The organism is Streptomyces sp. SM1 (genome assembly GCF_002910825.1).
Classification (GTDB): Bacteria; Actinomycetota; Actinomycetes; order Streptomycetales; family Streptomycetaceae; genus Streptomyces; species Streptomyces okerensis.
This window is the reverse complement of record NZ_NEUB01000635.1, coordinates 1-3,025: the sequence shown is the minus strand read 5'-3', so window position 1 is coordinate 3,025 and position 3,025 is coordinate 1. Positions and strand designations below refer to the sequence as shown.

Annotated in this window: 4 protein-coding genes and 1 pseudogene; 4 read left to right on the top strand and 1 reads right to left on the bottom strand. The window is 69.3% G+C overall.

Going from position 1 to position 3,025, the window contains the following annotated elements:
- The 4 genes and pseudogenes from B9S61_RS16335 to B9S61_RS16320 all read left to right on the top strand — a co-directional run.
- Positions 1–336, top strand: a 336-nt coding sequence (locus B9S61_RS16335) for a transposase family protein (protein WP_146064862.1), incomplete at its 5' end; no start/stop codon positions are given.
- A gap of 54 nt (positions 337–390) precedes the next feature.
- Positions 391–861 carry a replication initiator gene (locus tag B9S61_RS16330; RefSeq protein WP_374936215.1) on the top strand — a complete coding sequence of 157 codons (471 nt, stop codon included), beginning with the start codon at positions 391–393 and terminating at the stop codon, positions 859–861.
- The gene (locus B9S61_RS16325; protein WP_103542915.1) at positions 858–1,049 is read left to right on the top strand and encodes a helix-turn-helix domain-containing protein; all 192 of its coding nucleotides are present in this window, start codon (positions 858–860) and stop codon (positions 1,047–1,049) included. Before B9S61_RS16330 ends, B9S61_RS16325 begins: the two co-directional genes overlap by 4 nt.
- Positions 1,049–1,228, top strand: a pseudogene (locus tag B9S61_RS16320) (site-specific integrase); the annotation flags it as partial. The gene B9S61_RS16325 and the pseudogene B9S61_RS16320, both read left to right, overlap by 1 nt.
- A gap of 23 nt (positions 1,229–1,251) precedes the next feature.
- Here the strand turns inward: B9S61_RS16320 and B9S61_RS16315 are convergent.
- The gene (locus B9S61_RS16315; protein ID WP_103542876.1) at positions 1,252–2,901 is read right to left on the bottom strand and encodes an IS4 family transposase; all 1,650 of its coding nucleotides are present in this window, start codon (positions 2,899–2,901) and stop codon (positions 1,252–1,254) included.
- Between the last annotated feature and the right edge of the window lie 124 nt (positions 2,902–3,025).

Below are 3,025 nucleotides of genomic sequence, written 5' to 3'. Positions count from 1 at the left end.
GACACCACCTGCGCACGGGCCCACGGACTGGTCGACGCCCTGAACCGGCTCGCCGCCACCCTGGGCGTCCCCACCCTGACCGACCTCGGCTACGAGAACGCCGGGCCCGGCTTCCGTCACCCGGTCAAGAAGCCCAAGGGCGGTGAACTCGCCGAGCCCGACCAGGCGTTCAACGCCGTGATCCGAGGCGTCCACGCCGTCGCCGAACGTGCCAACGCCCTGCTGAAGGTCACTTTCAAGGCCCTGCGCAGGGTCAGCCTCGACCCCTCGGCCATCACCCGCATCGCCCGAGCCGCCCTCGTCCTGCTCCAGCTCGAGCACGACCGCACCGCCTGAACGAAGATCACAAAACGTCACGAGGCGTTACCGAGAAGAGTTCAATGGGCCCACATGCTCGGCTTCCGAGGCCACTTCTCCACCCGCACCCGCCGCTACTCCACCACCCTCGCCTACCTCCGAGCCGAACGCGCCGCCTGGCGAACCGGCCGACCCGACGCCCAGACCCCCGCGCCAGCGTCGGCGGAGACGCAGGCCGGTCAGACGGACGGCAGTCCGGTCAGTGACCGCGCCGGACACTCCACTGACCTGGCCGCCGGTCACCGACTCGGTCACGGCAACATCGCCGGTCAGCGCATGGACTCGGACACGACGCTGGTCATCTCCCACTGGCAGTACGCAGGAACCGGCCTCCTGCCCGAACTCGAACACCTCGCCGACCTCCTGGCCGCGACGCGGCAGACCCGGCCCGAGCAACCGACCCGAACCCGACGCTTGGAGCACTCCGGTGACCGTACTGGTCACCCGGTCGGTCACTCCACTAATCGGCTGACCAGTGGAGTCCGGGCAGGGGCCGCCGCGTGACCTCCGGCACGGAACTCCTCACTGTCCCCCAGGTCATGGCCCGCCTCCAGCTCGGCCGCTCCGCCGTCTACGACCTGCTCCGCACCCGGCAGCTCGCCTCGATCACCCTCGGCCGCGCCCGCCGCATCCCCACACACGCCCTGACCGACTTCATCCGCACTCGCCTCGACCAGGAAGCCGCCGCCTGATGACCACGCCCCGAGACACCCCCACCTCCCGCCGCACCCGCGCCAACGGCGACGGAACCGTCTACCAACGCAAGGACAGCCGCTGGGAAGCCGCCGGATACGTCCTCGCCCCTGGCAACACCCGCAAGCGCATCCGCGTCTACGGCACCACCCGCAAGGAAGCCCTGGCCAAGCTCACGGGGCCTTCCCCAAGGCCGGGAAGTTAGCCTGTTTGTGCTGGTGGCAAGGGGGTTGAGGTCCAGGTTGTGGCTGCGTAGAGGCCGGGTCCGAGCTTGTGGATGAGCCCGGTGTTGGCCCATCGGGACAGTTGCCGATACATGGTGTGCAGGGTGACGTCGCCGAAGTGGGCGGCGATCTCCGCGGGTCTCCACAGCCGGTTCGGGTCGTCCTGCAGCAGGGCGAGGATGCGATGCCGTCGTCGCTGGGCCGGGGCGGTGTAGCGGTCGTCTCGGGAGACGGTGGGCAGAGGCGGCGGTTCGGGGCCGGGTTCGAGGACGGTGACGGCGAGGTCGGTGATGATGCGGCTGTGATCTGGGCGGCCGTCGTCGCGTCGCTCGCTGTAGCGGGACATCGGCGACTTGACCTTGCGGGTGCTGGTCCGGTGGCGGCGGGGCGCAAGGAGGCGGGACAGCACCCGGCGGCCGGTCAGTCCGAGGCGTCCTTGCTCGTCGGGAACGATCCCGGCGGCCTGGACGACCTGGTCACGGGCGGTCTGGAGTGCCACAGTGAAGCAGCAGCGGTCGGGGTCGGTGCCGGGGATGGACTCGGCGGCCTCGACCATCACGGTCCGTAGGGCCTGGTAGAGCGTGAGCAGGGCCCACATCTCCTGCTCGAGGCCGGCCCGGTCGTTCGAGCGGAGCTTCCGTCCGGCCATGATCGTGTGGCGGAGTGCGTAGTACGCGCTCTCGTGTTCCCAGCGCTCGTGGTAGAGCTTGATCAGCGTCGCCGCAGGGTGCCGGCGGGCGTCCGTCAAGGTGGTGACCAGCCGGTAGAAGCCGGTGAAGACGGTGCCGTCAGCGCAGGTCACCGTGATTTCAGCGTCGATGACCCGGACGCCCACAGTGCCGATCACCGACAGGTATGAGCCGTCGTCGAGACGGGCCAGGACCGGGGTGCGCCGGTTGCTGCGGAGCCGGCCCAGCACCTTCGCGCCAGTCGCGGTCGCCTGGGCGAGGAAGTCGTTGGCGTCGAAGCCCTTGTCCCACAGCACCAGCATGTCCGGCCTCAGCAGATGCAGCAGTCGGCAGGCATAGGCGGTCTCGCCCTCGTCGGTGGGGCCGAACACTGCGCCGATCATGGACCTTGTCCCGGTCTCGACCAGCGTCATCAACTCCAGCGTGGGATAGCCGTGATGGGCTGTCCGCCCGAGCCAGGCCCGATTGCGGGGTGAATCGGGCACCCGAAGCGAGCTGCAGCCATCGAAGGACACGGTCCGGTAGGCACCGAAGCGCACCCCCGGCGTGGTAGGGCGTGCCAGCAGCCCGGCGAGCACCTCGAACAGTGACCGAACCGGCGCGGCCCCCAGCCGTCGGCGAAGGTCCCGCAGGGCCTTCGTGCTCGGTGAGGCCACCGGTATGCCGGCCAGGCCGCTGGTGAGCTTGTCCCAGACCAGCCGGTAGCCGACCTCAGGGAACAGGCACATTGCGAGCAGGAAGTACATTCCGACCCGAGAGGGCAGGTCCCGCAGCCGCCGCTGCACCGTCCGCGTCTCCGCCAGCACCGCGTCCACGAGCTCGAACGGCACCACGGCGGTCAGCTCTCCCAGGTGGCCCGGGGCGAACCGGCCCGCGGCCACGGTCACCGTACGGGTGATGGCAGTCAGCGTGGACGGCAGGGCAAGATGAACCTGCAACGGAGCTCCTCACGTACAAGCTGTCTTGGTCGACTGCCTGTACCAACGAGCTCCGTTGTGCTTTCGCTTCGAACCCTCAATGTGCTTGCAGGACCTGCGAGAACGCTAACTTCCCGGCCTTGGG

What these genes read in the sequence shown, in the direction of transcription:
- B9S61_RS16330 (WP_374936215.1), top strand. Translation starts at nt 391, where the DNA reads ATGCTCGGCTTCCGAGGCCACTTCTCCACCCGCACCCGCCGCTACTCC.